Genomic DNA, 16125 nt, shown 5'->3' on the forward strand with positions numbered 1-16125 from the left:
CTTTATTAAATCTATACGCTTAGTTTAATCTAGTTTTCCAATATTCGCTTAGCTTAGCGGTAATCGGGTAACGCCTGTCTTTACCAAAACCTTTGTCAGTAATACGCACCCCTACAGGCGATTGCCTGCGCTTGTACTCATTTCTATCAATCATCGCTATCACCCGATTAACATCTTCAATCGGGTAGCCTAACGCCACAATGTCTTTGCGAGACAAGTCGTCTTCAACATAGGCTTCAATAATGGCATCTAGTACATCGTATGGGGGCAAGCTATCTTGATCAACTTGGTTGGCTCTTAGTTCTGCAGACGGCGGACGTGTGATGATGCGTTCAGGAATAACGCTTGAAAGCTGATTACGATACGCACATAGCTGGTATACCAAAGTTTTAGGCACATCCTTTAGTAGCGCAAAGCCACCTGCCATGTCGCCATATAATGTACAGTAACCGACAGCCATTTCACTCTTGTTACCTGTGGTGACGACAATACTGCCAAATTTGTTTGATATTGCCATCAACAACATGCCACGTATACGCGCTTGCAGATTTTCCTCAGTAGCATCGAATGGCATATCCCCGAATTGTGGGGACAATGCTGTTAGATACATGTCATATAAGGGTTTAATTGCAATCTCACTATACTCAACGCCCACAATATCAGCCATTTCACGCGCATCATTCACACTGATATCAGCGGTAAATTCCGATGGCATCATCACTGCATGTACTTTATCTGCGCCAATAGCATCTACCGCTATTGCTAACGTTAAAGCAGAGTCAACACCGCCAGACAACCCAATCACTACGCCAGGAAAACCATTCTTATTCACATAATCAGCAAGCCCTAGCTTCAATGCATGATAGACAGTCGCCTCAAGTGGTAAATTTTTTGTCATGTTGCCATGCAATGGCTGAGCATGCTCAAAATCAACAACTTCCAACTGAGACTCAAATGCAGGCAACTCACACATCAACTCGCCTTGAGCATTTAATACAAAAGAAGCACCATCAAACACAAGCTCATCCTGCCCACCGACCATGTTGACATAGACGATAGGTAAACTATTCTCGACAGCCCGTTGCTTTAATACCTCAAGCCGAGTGTTCTGCTTTTTCATATGGAATGGTGAGCCATTCATGGCGACTAATAACTCTGCGCCTGCCATTTTTGCAAGCAAAGCAGGTTTTGACTCCCACACATCAGCGCAAATCAGCACACCAAGCTTAACACCACAGTGATTAAATACTAACGCCTCAGACCCAGAAACAAAGTAGCGCTCTTCATCAAACACACCATAGTTTGGTAATACCTGTTTATGATAAGTAGCAACAACATGGCCACCTTCTAACACTGAGGCTGCATTAAAACATTGCTCTCCTTGTTGGTGCGGATGGCCGACAATCACAGTAATGTCTGGCAGTTGCTTGGCTAGTACAAGTAATGCATCTTCACAAGCTAGCAAAAAATCTGGTCGTAATAATAAATCTTCAGGAGAGTAACCACATAATGAAAGCTCTGGAGTCACCACTAAGGTTGCGCCCTGCTCTTTTGCTAAAGTAGCACTAGTGACGATTTTTTTCGCATTGCCAGCTATATCTCCGACAATACAGTTCATTTGCGCGATTGCAATTTTCATTGATAAATAGCTACTTTAAATTGATAGAAACAATACAGTTGATACGTTTAATAACTACCACCCGCGTCTTTAATCAACTTGATTATTTCTGTGTGCTGCCCTTTAAGGGCATACACTAAAGCGGTTAATCCGTACTGGTCTTTGGCCTTCACTTTTGCCTTATTCTCTAGCAACAACTTCACCAGCTCAGTGTCTCCGTTATCTACAGCAACATGGAGTAAAGGCGTACCTTGTGAATCAAGATTGTTCACGTTAGCACCGGCGCTTACCAACACACGAACAACTTCTATCTGCTTCTTTTTGACAGCCCACGTAAGCGCTGTCCATTTTGATGAATCTTTTTGATTAACCTGTGCACCGCGCTTTAATAGAAAATCTACGACTGGGGCATGCCCTTCACGCGCAGCGATCATCAGTGCAGTAACCCCAAAGCCATCTTGCTTATGTAAATCAACTTTGTTATCGACCAACACTTTAACCGTTTCAACATCACCACTTTTAGCAGCGTGCATGAGTACCGTTTTACCATCATCGCTTTTAATGTTGACATCAGCGCCATGCTTTACAAGCAATGCAACTGTTTCTGCATAGCCAGATGAAGCAGCTAGACCAAATGCACTCCAGCCTGCACCATCTCTCGCAGAGGAGTCAGCCCCCAACTCTAATAGTTTTTTCACACTCGCTACATGATTTTTTTTGGCGGCAAACATTAAAGCGGTCCATGCATCATTATCCTTAGCATTAATGTCTGCGCCTTTTGCGACGAGCGCAGCAACCACATCGGCATTATCTTTACGAGCAGCATACATTAATGCCGAAATACCCTCATCGTCTTTAATATTAGGATTAGCGCCACTTGCCAACATTGCATTGACCGTTGCGACATCACCTTTTGAAGCTGCCGTGAGCAGATAAGCGACATCTTCTGCACCATACGCAAGCGAAACTGACATCAGTGTTGCTAGTAGTAAGGTAAATAAACGTGTGACCAAAGTTTGCATAGATTTCACTCAGTTATCGCTCTCTAAATCAAAGATTTTTCTGACGCATTGCAGCGAGAACGGCTTCGCCCAAGCCTGCTGGTGAACTCGCAACGACAGCACCAGCTACTTCTAATGCTCGAATTTTATCCGCCGCTTTACCACTACCACCAGAGATAATCGCACCAGCATGTCCCATACGTTTACCAGCCGGCGCTGTTTGGCCTGCAATGTAAGCGGCAACAGGTTTGCTCACGTTACTTTTAATGAATTCAGCTGCAGCCTCTTCGTCAGAACCACCGATTTCACCCACCATAATAATAGCTTCGGTTTCAGGGTCAGCCTCAAACATTTCTAAACACTCAATAAAGTTGAGTCCTTTAATAGGGTCGCCACCAATGCCGACACAAGTGCTTTGCCCCAGATTTAATGCAGTTGTCTGATGCACCGCCTCATAGGTGAGCGTGCCTGAACGAGACACCACACCGACCTTTCCGCGTAAGTGAATGCTACCAGGCATAATACCGATTTTGCACTCATCTGGCGTAATCACACCTGGGCAGTTTGGCCCAATTAAACGCGTGCCATTGGCTTTCAATGCTGCCTTCACATTGAGCATATCTAATACAGGGATGCCTTCAGTAATACAAATAATCAGCTCAATCCCTGCATCGCTTGCTTCTAAAATAGAGTCTGCGGCAAATGCTGGCGGCACATAAATAACACTGGCATTTGCACCTGTTGTACGCACAGCATCGCGCATAGTATTAAACACTGGCAGATCCAAATGTAATTGACCACCCTTACCTGGAGTGACTCCGCCGACCATTTTCGTGCCATAAGCAAGTGCTTGCTCAGAGTGGAAAGTCCCTTGTTTACCAGTAAAGCCTTGGCATAATACTTTGGTGTTTTTATTGACTAAGATACTCATGCCACCACCGCCTTTACTGCTTGCTGTGCTGCATCTGTTAGCCCCTCGGCAGAAATAATATTAAGCCCGCTTGTTTGCAACATTTTTTTACCTAAATCCACATTAGTACCTTCTAAACGCACAATCACAGGAATTTGCATACCCACTTCACGCACCGCAGTAATAATGCCTTCTGCGATAATATCGCAACGCATAATACCGCCAAAAATATTCACTAAAATTGCTTTCACATTGCTATCAGCTAAAATAATTTTGAACGCCTTAGCGACAGTTTCCGCTGTTGCACCACCGCCTACATCCAAAAAGTTAGCAGGCATGCCGCCATGTAACTTGATCAAGTCCATAGTCGCCATCGCAAGACCAGCACCGTTGACCATACAGCCAATATTACCGTTAAGCGCGATATAGTTTAAACCTGCATGATGCGCAACGGCTTCTTTGCTATCTTCCTGACTCCAGTCACGTTGCTCAGCGAGTGCTTTTTGACGATACAAGGCATTGTCATCGACGCTCATTTTGCAATCTAGCGCAAAAAGCTTGCCGTCAGTGGTCACCACCAACGGGTTAATTTCCAGCAAAGCCAGATCATTGTCTTTAAACAAACGGTATAAGCCTTTTAACAATTTAGTAAAAGCGCCTATCTGATCACCACTTAAATCAAGCTTGAAAGCTAAATTTCGTGCTTGAAAATCAACCAAACCATTCAGTGGATCACAAACTTCTTGCAGAATTTTATCTGGGCTAGTCTGTGCAATCTCTTCAATATCCATGCCGCCAGCGACCGACGCCACCACTACGACACGCTCTAATGTTCTATCCACGAGCATCGATAAATAAAGTTCACGAGCAATAGGTAACGTTTCTTCAATCAACACTTGATTAACTGGCTGACCATCAGGCGCATTTTGATAAGTGACTAGCGTTTTACCTAATAACTCATTTGCTACATTTTGAGCCTCGGTAGCAGATTTCACCACTTTAACACCACCCGCTTTACCGCGACCGCCAGCGTGCACTTGCGCTTTAACTACCCAACCGTCACTAGCGATTTCGGTTGTGACGCCTACCGCTTCTTTCGCAACTGCGACGACTTGCCCACGAGGCACTGGAATACCATATTTTTGAAGCAACGTTTTGGCTTGATACTCATGCAAATTCATAAAAATAGCTCTATTTAAAGGTTATGCACATTTTCTCGCAATTCAGAGAAATGCGCTAGAGAAACAAGGAATAAGTGAGCGAGCGGGATGAAGTGCTAGGCGCACGGAACACAGAAACCGAGATAGTATGTAGTATACAGCGAGGTTGCGAGTACCGCGCAACGAAGCAATTCGCCTGCGTAGCCATTTACTCCGTGTTTCTTTAGCAAAGTAATGTAAATTGATGCCATTAATGAAGTGGATAGTCGAGTGTATAATAAAACTTTACGTTTTGATTGTTTACTTATGCGTTTAGTTGTTCAAGGCTCAGCCATTACTTTTGCACATTTAGCTCATATTCACCAACTCTGTGCCTCTAGTGTCCAGTTTGTTCAAATTGCACAACATGGCTACTATTTAGCCAATCAGTCTGAAACAAACCCATCCGTTCAGCAGTTTTGTGCTGATCAAAAAATTGACTGCGCTTACGTAGAAAACAATCAATTTATTCAAAACTTTGGCCTATGTGTAATGGATATGGATTCAACACTCATCAGTATTGAGTGCATCGATGAAATTGCAGATATGGTCGGCTTAAAACCCCAAGTGGCTGCCATTACAGAGCGCGCCATGCAAGGTGAGTTGGATTTTGCGCAAAGCCTACGCGAGCGTGTGGCATTGCTGAAAGGCCTGCAAGAATCGGACTTGATGCGTGTGCTTAACGAACGCCTTAAACTGAATCCAGGTGCGCAACAATGGATAGATACCTGCAAAGCGAACAATATCACTACCTTGCTGGTTTCTGGTGGCTTTAACTTTTTTGCTGACCGTGTGAAAGCCATGTTAGGGCTAGATTACGCAGTAGCGAATACATTAGAAATTATTGACGGCAAACTAACAGGTAAAATTTTAGGCAATATTGTTGACGCGCAAACAAAAGCAGATGAGTTAGTTAAACTGTGCGAGCGCTTAGGCTTGAACGCATCACAAACCATTGCAATTGGTGATGGCGCAAATGACCTAAAGATGATGTCAGTTGCTGCGGTGGGCGTTGCTTACCATGCAAAACCAGTGGTGCAAGCACAAGCAACTTATGCGCTCAATTTTGTTGGGTTGGATGGCGTTATCAACTTATTTGCAAGCTAACTCCAATTCTAAATCATTCGTGTCGTTGTTGCCTTTGGCTCGCCTAGACACGAAGATTTATAAAGGGATAAGGCATTACAGCAGCGCCAGCTCTGCTTCAGTAAATCCAGCTTTGCGCCTAGCCTCTAAATTAAAAGGCTTACGTAAGGTTGGCGCACTATACCGCTGAGCCAATTCTGCATAAGCTGAAATAGGCTCAAACCCACGTTGAACACATAACCAATTAAACCAAGTATTACCTATCAATACATGCCCGATTTCATCGCGCAGGATAATATCTAAAATCGCCGCAACTTCGGCATCACCGACTTGCGCAAACTTATTACGTAATGCAGGGCTGGCGTCTAAACCACGCGCTTCCATCGTACGTGGAACCAGCGCCATCCTTGCCAGCACATCACCCTTAGTCCGCTCAGTCATTTCCCATAGGCTATTATGTCCGTTAAAATCACCATATTGGTAACCTATTGTTTTTAAATAAGCATTCAGCATACCAAAATGATAAGCCTCTTCGGCCGCCACTTTTAGCCAATCTGCGTAATACTCACTAGGCATATCAGCAAACCGCCATATAGCATCTAGCGCCAAATTAATTGCATTAAACTCAATATGTGCCAACGCATGAATCAGCGCCGCACGGCCCTCAACTGTTCGCATAGAGCGTTTACCGACTTCTAATGGTGAAACCAGCGTAGGTTTTTCGGGGTGGCCAGGGATTGTTTGTATGCAAACCAACTCGGCCTCAGTATCAAGTTGCAATAGGCCCGACTGCCAAGACTGGTAGAGCGCTGATACTTTTTCAACTTTTTGGTCTAGGCTACATTCAGCTAAGCAACTTAACGCTTGTAGCCTTAGTTCTTGCATCTATTTATTCCGCCCTTCAAAACCTGATACCTTTATACGTTTGACTGCTAAAAAACTGGTCGAACATTCCTATTTGTTGTTAATTACGTGATGAGGAAAGTGGGATAAAATCCAGTTCGCCAGCTTTCATATCTGGCACCAATAGATACCGTTCATCCTTTGTGATTGCAATATCTGCAGCAGCCTGATAGCCAGACCTCACCAAAGTAACATCACCCATCATATTCACACTAAAGACTTTGCCATTTTTCCAGTCACTCACATACATGACGCCACTGGAGTGATGCACGACACCATCACCGCCACCAAAACCCTCAGCCAGATCAGACAGTGCGCCTGTTAACGTATTTAAGCTATACAACACGCCTGATGTAAAATCCACATAAATCAAATGATTACCTGTATCGTCTGCAAGTAAACCATTAGGGGCTTTTACACGTGCATCTTGTATGTCTTTAATTAACAGCTTAACTTCACCACTCGGCGCAACTTTATAAATAGCAGCCCCTTTACCAGTATTAAATAGATCACCGCTATCACTCACATATAAGTTACCTTGCAAGTCTGACTCTAAATCGTTTAAAAAATATGGCACATTTGGAAACGCTGTCGCAGGGACAAACACACTGACCTGACCGTTGGGTGTAATTTTAAGCACTTTGGTTTTATCAGCGACATACAGGTAATCACCAATAATAACCAAACCTTTAGGGTCATCTAAGCCACTCGCAAAAACAGCCACGCTTCCATCGTTATTCACAACCCTAATTTGCCCATCGCCATCTTTACCAAACTCGTTAATTTCTGAGATGAAAATTCTGCCATCTTTTGCTTGAACCACAGACTCTGGTGTTTTTAAGCCTGTGATTTTTTTGGATGCATAATTCATCGGCTTTGTAGTTTGACACCCAACAATTAGGGCAGCAGCCATGATCATCGCGCTGAATTTGATATATGTTGTTAGCATGATTACCTCTATTAAAAGTGTTGCCCTACTGTCGGGGTTGGCCTAACTAGCACCGACATCAAACAAGGTCTAAAAGGACATTGCTCTGATTTTTTTCGTCGGGAACAAAGTCACCATACCACAAGGTGTGCTTTCTGCCGAGCTGGATTGAGCTTGACTACTCATACGTGCTTGTAAAGCAGCATCAGCTTGCATCTTAGCCACCACATCAGCGATAGCAACCGCGTAAGCTTCTTCTATAGAAGCCTCTGTCTGCATACTTAAAAAGCCTCGCACTTGGGACTTACCTACATACTCACCCAGATGCTCGCCTATGCCTTTATAAACATCGGCAGTCACTTCACCATAAAACAACTGCACTTGTGGGTTATAAAATAATTTAGGCTGTAACCAAACTAAGGCTTTACCAGACTGATTGACCTCACACATGGCAACATCCCCATACGCATCACTGAGTTTTGCCATGGCTAGCTTTTCAACAATAGGGCCTTGATATAACCAATAATCATGGTACGGGTGCCAAAGTTTGATTGGATTTGTATAATCCACTGGCTGAATATACATCAGCAGTTTTGATGACGACTGACGATCAACTTCTGCAGCCGCGTATGTGTTAATACTGGCACCCATTGCTAACAAGGTGATTAATTTAATAACATTTAATTTCATTCAGTTTCCCTACTTACTTTTATAACTAACACGATAAATAATATTGGCTTTGTCATCAGACACGTAAAGCGCGCCATCAGCACCTACGGCAACATCAACAGGTCGACCCCATGCCTGCTGGTTTTTTAACCATCCTGTTGCAAAATCTTCCACCTCAGTCGGCTCATTGGCCTTAAACTTCACTCTCATCAACTGATAACCTGCTGGCTGTTTGCGGTTCCATGACCCATGCAAAGCCAAAATCGCATCAGCTCTATAGGCAGACGGCCAATTAGTTTTATCTAAAAAGCTAATGCCTATAGGTGTTGTATGTGACTTAAAACTGACAACTGGTGCTTGTGTCGTTTCACAAAAGCCAACAGACCCCTTAAAGTTAGGATCTTCAATCTGCGTACCAGTTTCCTTGCTACCACCCCAACAATGAGGCCACCCATAATGCTTGCCAGCCTCTATCTTATTTAGATGCTCCGGTGGCACCTCATCATTAACAGCACCGCCAAGGGTATTACTCCGATTATCAGCACCATTGTTTGTTGCATACATCGCACCTGTGACAGGGTGCCATGCAAAACCCTGTGAGTTACGTAATCCACGTGCAAAAATCGCTGACTGCTGATGTCGCCCTAAGGTTACTAACGCGCCAGCAGGCTTGCCTTCTATTGTATATCTGAGAATCGTTGCGCGCATAGGTTCATTTTCTAAACATACATTACAACTAGAGCCCACATTGATATACAAAAAACCATCTGGACCTAATTTAACATTCTTGAGTGTATGCCCACCTGTCGGTAGGTTAGAAATAAAGGCTTGAGGTTTAGTCCAGCTTCCTTGCGTTTGGTTGACTTTCACCACCCCATCTTGATTGGCAATTAATAAAGTATCGCCAACAAAAGCAATTCCTTGTGGTGCATTCAAATCATGAGCGACAGTTACTATCTCATCCGCAACCCCATCACGATTATGATCAGGCAACATGACAACACGATGGCTAGCAACTGCAGACACATAAAGATTCCCTTTTGCATCAAAAGCCATCATCCTTGGGCCAGATAACTGCTCACCATTTTTGGTGTTTATGTCTGCAAATACCTCAATTTTGAAGCCCGCAGGAAGTTGAATATCAGCTACCCCGTTAGCCCAAGCAGGCTGCATAGCGAGCAAGACAAAAATCGTTACTAGCCTTACGTGGATTTTTGATTTAGACATGAAAAGATTGAGGGCATGGTGCATTTTAATGGTCGCGGTCTTTACAATACTTGATTAACAAAAGCCAAGATTTCCAATATTTAAGATGACAAAAACTCACGATACTTAAAGCCCATGATCGCTAGAAGACAATACGCTACGCCATACTAAATTAAGTCAAAATATCTGACCATATATTGTGTGCCCAGGCTTTAGCGTATGCGCCCTCTTTATCAGACGGTACCAATGAGACACCGCCGCCTTCCGCTGACACCATAATTTTTTTTGCGGCATCGTATCGATAAACATTCGCTACATGCATGGCTTGTTTATCATCAACAAAACTATAGCAAGTGTTCGCGAATACTGGCATAGGGTCAGGCGCTCGGCCTTGCATCAACTCAACAACAGCACTAGCACACACACGAGCCTGTGAAGTTGCCATGTGTGCTGACTTTGGTAACCCAGACGCAACACTATCACCGATCACATGCACATTCTTTATTTTTTCAGATTCATAACTTAAAAAATCAACCTCACACCACGGATAATCAGATTCCAGTAAATCTGCCATTTGCGCCGGCTTACCAGCACGCTGCGGGGGAATCACATTCAACACATCCGCTTTCACCTGCTCAAACTCGGTACTCACAGTTTTAGTGGGCACATCCACGGAGACAACTGCACTATCGTGACGATAGTCAATCATACCGCTGTAAGTACTGGCCCAAACTTTGGTAAATAGCCCTTTTTTAGACACAATCTCAGCATTAGCATCCAGCACAATAATCTTACTATTTGGCTTATGGTTTTTAAGATAATGAGCTACTTGGCAAACACGCTCATATGGGCCTGGCGGACATCGATACGGTGCTTTAGGAATTGTCATCACAAACACACCACCGTCGGGCATTGACTCTAGCTGTTGTCGCAAGTAAACCGTTTGCCAGCCAGCTTTCCATGCATGCGGGATTTGCTTCTGCGCTTCAGTCGTTTGCAACTGCGGCATGCTGTCATAGATAAAATCTACGCCAGGCGCAATAATCAAGCGGTCATAAGTGATATCGCCTCGCTGCATGGTCACTTTTCTAGCGCCAGTGTCGATTGCAATCACACTATCTTGCACCCACTGAATCCCATGATTTTTTTTCAGCAAGTCGTAGCCAAAGGTCAAGTCGTTAATCTGCTGACTGCCGCCCAATACCAAATTACTTAATGGGCACGAAACAAACTGCGGTGACCTCTCAATGACAACCACCTCGATACCACCCATACTCCACATACGAATATACTTAGCTGCACTTGTGCCTGCATAGCCGCCACCAATGATCACCACGCGCCCGATTGGTGACCTTTTACCCATGGCACCTGCATATGGAGCGAACGATAGCGCGCCCAACGCTGCAGCTGACTTGATAAAATCACGGCGATTAAAACCATTAAAGCTACTCATCTTGCACCGCCTTGAGCGTTTGGGTTGCTGGCATCTGACGCTTTATTTTTTTCTGATGCGAGAAATAATCTGCCAACTGATTAATCTCCTCAAGACTTAAACCACTAGCATGTCGGTGCATCACTGTCGCTTGGCGCGCACCACTTCTAAAATCAGTGAGTCGCTGAACAATATAAGCTTTATCCAACCCAGCCAGTGTGGTGGCATCAAACTCAGCATTGAAGGTCACCGCATTACCCTGCGTGCCATGGCACGCGGCACAAGACGCTGCTAACGTTCTAGTATGTAATGCCTGCCCCACATAAACAAAACCCTCAGTTGCTTTACCCTGACTAGGCAAAATAACTGAGGATATAAGCATGAGATTTAAAAGAAATTTGTTCATGGGATCTTAATTAGTTGATAAACTCCACTACGAACCATTCTATCTAATCATAATTCAATAGACTCATGATTTAATCTCATTCAAATGACTAAATCACGTGCCTAATCAATTTTAAAGACTAGAAACATTTATCTTCTAAACAGCCATCATCTTTAACACCAAGTGAAGTTAACAACTCGACCATTTTAGTGTTACCTTCATCACGTACTGCGCGAATAATCGAAACATCTGCACGCATTTTAATATTGATATCAGCGCCTTTAGTTGCTAAAAACTTCACAACTTGATCATGACCGCCAAATGCTGCCATATGAAAAGCCGTATTTTTGCTGATTGGGTGTTGGTAATCTAACTCTGCACCGCGCTCAACTAATAACTGAACCACTTTAAGCTGACCTTTAGTTGCTGCAATTTGTAATGCAGACCAACCAAAAAACTTGTCATTCGGTTTAGCATCGCCATCTAAATATTTCTTCACTAATTTAACGTCACCATCACGTAGAGCTTCTGTGTAACGCATATGGTCATCGTCTGTTAATTGCGCCATTGATGCCAATGGAAAACTAAAGGCTAATGCTAAAACAAGTGTTCTAAAAAAATTCATGCTGCTTTTCTCCAAAATCATTTATTAAAATTTATTTCTGTCGCTATCAAACAGTACTGATTAAAACAATTACTTTTCAAGCTTATTTAAAGCCATGATTAACAAAGCCTTAGCTAACAAATCATATGTTTAAGCAATGTATTTTCTTGCATTGCGGAACATACGAATCCAAGCACTATCCTCAGTGTCGTCAGAACGTTGCCATGTGTTTTGCACATTGCGAATCACACGTTCAGGATGTGGCATCATAATACTAAAACGCCCATCTGTGCTGGTTAATCCAGTGACACCCTGCGGTGAACCGTTTGGATTAAACGGATACATCTCAGTGGCTGTCGATGCATGATCAATAAAGCGCATCGTCACTAATTTCTGTGCTAACAGTTCATTGACAGCGTTAGTCTGAGAAAATTCCGCAAAACCTTCACCATGTGCAACCGCGATTGGCATTTTGCTGCCAGCCATGCCGTTAAAGAAGATAGAAGGAGACGCTAAAACCTCTACCATGCTTAAGCGCGCTTCAAATTGCTCTGATTTATTTTTCACAAAGTGTGGCCAATGTGCCGCACCAGGAATCAACTCGCGCAGATTGCTCATCATTTGACAGCCGTTACATACACCCAACGCAAAACTATCTTGGCGATCAAAAAACGCAGAGAACTCATCACGCGCACGTGCATTAAATAAAATAGATTTAGCCCAGCCCTCACCCGCACCAAGCACATCACCATAAGAGAAGCCACCACAGGCAACTACACCTGCAAAGTCTTTCAGTGATACACGGCCTGCAATAATATCGCTCATATGTACGTCATAAGCGGCAAAACCAGCACGGTCAAATGAAGCGGCCATTTCCACATGGCCATTCACACCTTGCTCACGCAGGATTGCCATTTTAGGACGCGCACCTGTTGCAATGTAAGGCGCAGCAATATTTTCACTTGGGTTGTAAGTGAGTTCTGCAAACAAACCACGATCTGCATCATTCAGCAGACGGTCGTATTCTTGTTGCGCACTCACTGGGTTATCACGCAGTTTTTGCATTTGGTAGGTGGTTTCAGACCACATACGATGCAAGTTAACGCGCGTATCAGCAAATACTACCTGCCCATTTTGTTTAATCTCAATTTGGTTCGCGGTGGTCACTTCAGCCACCACATGAGCCAACCCATTGAACTGCGCAACAATCGCTGGTGCATCTTCTGCACGCACTTGAATCACCGCACCTAGCTCTTCGTTATACAGCGCATCAACAACACTGCCTTGCAAGCTAGAAACATCCACATTTAAACCACAGTGCCCAGCAAACGCCATCTCAACCAAGGTGGTAAATAAACCACCATCAGAACGGTCATGGTAGGCCAAAATCTTGCCTGATTTATTCAACTGCTGAATCGTATTGAAAAAGTGTTTTAATTGCTTAGCATCATCAACATCTGGTGCTACATTGCCAATTTCACCATATACCTGCGCAAGGCTTGAGCCACCCATGCGATTTTTGCCTGCGCCTAAGTCAATCAGAATCAACTTAGAAGCAACATTGGTTTGCAATTGTGGCGTGAGTGTTTTACGTGCATCAGGTGTCGCGGCAAATGCTGTCACCACTAATGAAATGGGTGAGGTTACAGACTTGTTCTGACCATCATCATTCCATACCGTCTTCATGCTCATCGAGTCTTTACCAACGGGGATACTGACGCCCAATTGTGGGCATAGCTCCATCCCCACTGCTTTCACTGTTTCAAACAGAGCAGCATCTTCGCCAGCATGGCCAGCTGGTGCCATCCAGTTGGCTGAAAGTTTTAAGTCGCTGATGTCATCAATCAAGCTTGCTGCAATGTTAGTAATAGATTCACCAATTGCCATACGGCCAGATGCTGGTGCATTGACCAATGCGAGCGGTGCTTTTTCGCCAATGGCAAACGCTTCGCCACAGTAAGTTTCATAGCCAGCCAACGTCACGCCAACGTCAGCCACTGGCACTTGCCATGGACCAACCATTTGCTCACGCGCCACCAAGCCAGTCACAGAGCGGTCACCAATGGTAATCAAGAATGTTTTATCTGCAACGCCTGGTAAACGCAACACACGCGCTGCCGCGTCTTTCAAGTCGATTTTGCTGGTATCAAAGGCTTTAAGTGTTTGCACCGTGCGTTTCACGTCACGCGTCATTTTTGGTGGTTTACCTAGCAATACAGATAAATCCATATCGACTGGCTTGTTGTCAAAATGACTATCAGCGACCGTTAAGTGGCGCTCTTCTGTAGCGTAACCCACCACTGCATAAGGACAGCGCTCACGCTCACAAATCTCTTTAAAACGCGGTAAGTCTTCCTGTGCAATCGCCATGACATAGCGCTCTTGCGCCTCGTTACTCCATAGTTCGCGTGGAGACATGCCAGGCTCTTCGTTATTCACATCGCGCAATTGGAACATGGCACCTACGCCAGCATCGTTCACTAACTCTGGGAATGCATTTGAAATACCGCCTGCACCTACGTCATGAATACTTAAAATCGGGTTGTTTGCACCCAACTGCCAGCAACGGTCAATCACCTCTTGCGCTCTGCGCTCCAACTCAGGGTTACCGCGTTGTACAGAATCAAAGTCTAAGTTTTCAACGTTGCTGCCTGTATCCATACTAGATGCAGCACCGCCACCCAAGCCAATCAGCATTGCTGGGCCGCCTAGTTGAATCAGTGCGGCACCCGCTGGGATTGGGTTCTTTTTAGAGTGTTGTGCAGAGATATTACCAATACCCCCCGCCAACATAATTGGCTTATGGTAGCCACGCACTTCAGTATTGCCATTTGCACTTGGTGCTTCAATTTCCAAGGTACGGAAATAGCCAGTAATGTTAGGGCGACCAAACTCGTTGTTATAAGCCGCACCACCTAATGGGCCATCCACCATAATTTGTAATGGTGAAGCAATACGGTTTGGTTTACCGTAAGCGGCTGATTCCCAAGGTTGCGTGAAATTTGGAATATTCAAGTTAGACACTGAGAAGCCAGCCAACCCTGCTTTAGGTTTAGAGCCGCTACCTGTTGCACCTTCATCACGAATCTCACCACCCGCGCCAGTTGCAGCACCTGCAAATGGAGAAATTGCGGTTGGGTGGTTGTGTGTTTCCACTTTCATCAAGAAGTGCATGTCTTCTTCAATAAAGCGATATGCGCCATCTTCAGCTGGATAAAAACGTTTGGTTGGCTCGTTCGCTTGCTGACCTGCCACAATTGAAGCGTTATCAGAGTACGCGACCACTGTTTTACCTGGGTTTAATTTGTGCGTATTGCGAATCATCGCAAATAGAGACATCTCTTGTTGCGCGCCATCAATCACCCAATCTGCATTAAAGATTTTATGACGGCAATGCTCAGAGTTTGCCTGTGCAAACATCATCAACTCAACGTCAGTTGGGTTACGCTGCATTCTAGTGAAGTTATCAAACAGATAATCCACTTCATCAGGCGACAATGCCAAACCCATCTCGTTATTGGCTTGATCAAGTGCTGCCTTACCGCCTTGCAACACATCGATGGTGCTTAAAGGTTTAGGCGTATCGGTATGGAACAACTTGCCAGCATCTTGCTTGTTATCAAACACTGATTCTGTCATACGGTCATGCAACAACGGCAACAACAACTTACGTTCATCTGCTGTTAATGCTTGACCATTTTTTGTTTGTACATAGTAAGCAATGCCGCGCTCTACGCGCTGAGTAGCTGGCAACCCACAATGCTGCACAATGTCTGTGGCGCGTGAAGCCCAAGGAGAAATCGTACCAACGCGCGGCAAGACTAAAATGAATTCACCGCTAGGCTCTTCCGCCTGCATGCTAGGGCCGTACGTTAAAATTTGGTTCAGCGTATTTTCTTGCTGGGCTGATAGCTCACCATGCACCCATATAAAATGCCAAAATTCAGCGTAAACATGCCCAATATTCGGGCAAATTTCACTTAGTTTATTTTGAATTTTTTCAATTCTGAAAGGTGATAAAGCAGCACTGCCACGCAGGCTAATCATTTGTAGGTTTGGATTAGATTGGCTCATTAAACTCAGCTAAATATCAAGGACATAAATAAACCAAGATTTTAACAGATTAGCGCCTGTTAAGTCGCTAATCTGGCAGGCAAATTAATGAAGATATTTTCAATCTCAAT

At 44.3% G+C, this 16125-nt stretch carries 13 protein-coding genes; 1 reads left to right on the top strand and 12 read right to left on the bottom strand.

Annotation, left to right across the window (positions count from 1 at the left end; translation table 11 throughout):
- Positions 1-19: 19 nt before the first annotated feature.
- From A391_RS0110915 to sucC, 4 genes are read right to left on the bottom strand one after another with little or no spacing between them, the layout of a single operon-like run.
- Complete coding sequence (locus tag A391_RS0110915; protein WP_019899347.1) at positions 20-1639, bottom strand: NAD+ synthase; 1620 nt, start codon at positions 1637-1639, stop codon at positions 20-22.
- A gap of 47 nt (positions 1640-1686) precedes the next feature.
- A complete protein-coding gene (locus tag A391_RS0110920; RefSeq protein ID WP_019899348.1) occupies positions 1687-2640 on the bottom strand; it encodes an ankyrin repeat domain-containing protein in 954 nt (317 codons plus the stop codon).
- Between the two features lie 28 nt (positions 2641-2668).
- Complete coding sequence (gene sucD, locus A391_RS0110925) at positions 2669-3550, bottom strand: succinate--CoA ligase subunit alpha (protein ID WP_019899349.1); 882 nt, start codon at positions 3548-3550, stop codon at positions 2669-2671.
- The gene (gene sucC, locus A391_RS0110930) at positions 3547-4710 is read right to left on the bottom strand and encodes an ADP-forming succinate--CoA ligase subunit beta (protein ID WP_019899350.1); all 1164 of its coding nucleotides are present in this window, start codon (positions 4708-4710) and stop codon (positions 3547-3549) included. Before sucC ends, sucD begins: the two co-directional genes overlap by 4 nt.
- A gap of 285 nt (positions 4711-4995) precedes the next feature.
- On the opposite strand from sucC, the gene serB reads away from it, so the two are divergent.
- Entirely contained in the window at positions 4996-5835 is an 840-nt protein-coding gene (serB, locus tag A391_RS0110935; RefSeq protein ID WP_029144136.1) for a phosphoserine phosphatase SerB, read from the top strand.
- 75 nt (positions 5836-5910) lie between these two features.
- On the opposite strand, the gene A391_RS0110940 is transcribed toward serB, so the two are convergent.
- The 8 genes from A391_RS0110940 to purL form a co-directional block, all read right to left on the bottom strand.
- Positions 5911-6699, bottom strand: coding sequence for a ferritin-like domain-containing protein (locus A391_RS0110940; RefSeq protein ID WP_019899352.1), 789 nt, complete (start codon positions 6697-6699; stop codon positions 5911-5913).
- A 79-nt stretch (positions 6700-6778) separates the two neighbouring features.
- Entirely contained in the window at positions 6779-7666 is an 888-nt protein-coding gene (locus tag A391_RS0110945) for an SMP-30/gluconolactonase/LRE family protein (protein ID WP_019899353.1), read from the bottom strand.
- Positions 7667-7735: 69 nt separating this feature from the next.
- Positions 7736-8335, bottom strand: a complete 600-nt coding sequence (locus tag A391_RS0110950; protein WP_019899354.1) for a hypothetical protein — start codon at positions 8333-8335, stop codon at positions 7736-7738.
- A 9-nt stretch (positions 8336-8344) separates the two neighbouring features.
- Positions 8345-9541, bottom strand: coding sequence for a PQQ-dependent sugar dehydrogenase (locus A391_RS0110955; RefSeq protein WP_019899355.1), 1197 nt, complete (start codon positions 9539-9541; stop codon positions 8345-8347).
- A gap of 151 nt (positions 9542-9692) precedes the next feature.
- Positions 9693-10973, bottom strand: a complete 1281-nt coding sequence (locus tag A391_RS0110960) for an NAD(P)/FAD-dependent oxidoreductase (protein WP_019899356.1) — start codon at positions 10971-10973, stop codon at positions 9693-9695.
- Entirely contained in the window at positions 10966-11358 is a 393-nt protein-coding gene (locus A391_RS0110965) for a c-type cytochrome (RefSeq protein ID WP_019899357.1), read from the bottom strand. Before A391_RS0110965 ends, A391_RS0110960 begins: the two co-directional genes overlap by 8 nt.
- A 118-nt stretch (positions 11359-11476) precedes the next feature.
- Entirely contained in the window at positions 11477-11962 is a 486-nt protein-coding gene (locus A391_RS0110970) for an ankyrin repeat domain-containing protein (protein ID WP_019899358.1), read from the bottom strand.
- A gap of 129 nt (positions 11963-12091) precedes the next feature.
- Positions 12092-16015 carry a phosphoribosylformylglycinamidine synthase gene (purL, locus tag A391_RS0110975; RefSeq protein ID WP_019899359.1) on the bottom strand — a complete coding sequence of 1308 codons (3924 nt, stop codon included), beginning with the start codon at positions 16013-16015 and terminating at the stop codon, positions 12092-12094.
- Between the last annotated feature and the right edge of the window lie 110 nt (positions 16016-16125).

Source organism: Methylotenera mobilis 13, assembly GCF_000384255.1.
GTDB lineage: Bacteria > Pseudomonadota > Gammaproteobacteria > Burkholderiales > Methylophilaceae > Methylotenera > Methylotenera mobilis_B.